Annotated in this window: 1 protein-coding gene and 1 pseudogene; both read right to left on the reverse strand. The window is 60.2% G+C overall.

Annotated elements, in window-relative coordinates; all coding sequences use genetic code 11:
- Positions 1-140, reverse strand: a pseudogene (locus JWR98_RS30350) (DUF6279 family lipoprotein); the annotation flags it as partial.
- Positions 141-205: 65 nt separating this feature from the next.
- On the reverse strand, positions 206-502 hold a 297-nt coding region (locus tag JWR98_RS29175; protein ID WP_225908898.1), incomplete at its 5' end, for a TorF family putative porin.

Consider the following 502-nt stretch of genomic DNA (forward strand, 5'->3'; position numbering starts at 1 on the left):
GCGTTCATGTCCAGGTAGTCATTGAGCGTCCAGGGGATGATCACATCCAGGTTGCGATAGGCCAGGCCTACGCGACTGCAACCGGTGAGTACCAGGCTCAGGGTCAGCAGGACCATCAGAAGTTTAAGCCGACGCAGCATGGGCATGTCCTGGCAAGAGTGGGTTATTGCATGTGAACCCACGCCGGGCGTGACAGTTCAGCCCATCAATAAAACGAGCGCACGGCCTTCAAGGTCAACAGGCCGTCGCATTGCGAATTGTGTCCGGAGTAGGCCGAGCAATCGCCGCCGCTGAGGCTGGAGTCGCTGTAGATCAGGTCCAGGTCAATGCCCTTCCATGCGCGCGAGAATTGCACCGACCAGTCGCTGAAACTGCTGATGGTGCCGCCGTCTACCGAAGCCGGCGTGCCCAATTGATGGGTGGTGTACTTCATGCTCACGCCGATGCCGAAAGGCTGGGTGCCACCGAGGTCGGCGAACAGGGTGCTGTCCTGGCGGTCGGG

It is taken from the genome of Pseudomonas lactucae, from assembly GCF_016937615.1.
Lineage (GTDB): Bacteria > Pseudomonadota > Gammaproteobacteria > Pseudomonadales > Pseudomonadaceae > Aquipseudomonas > Aquipseudomonas lactucae.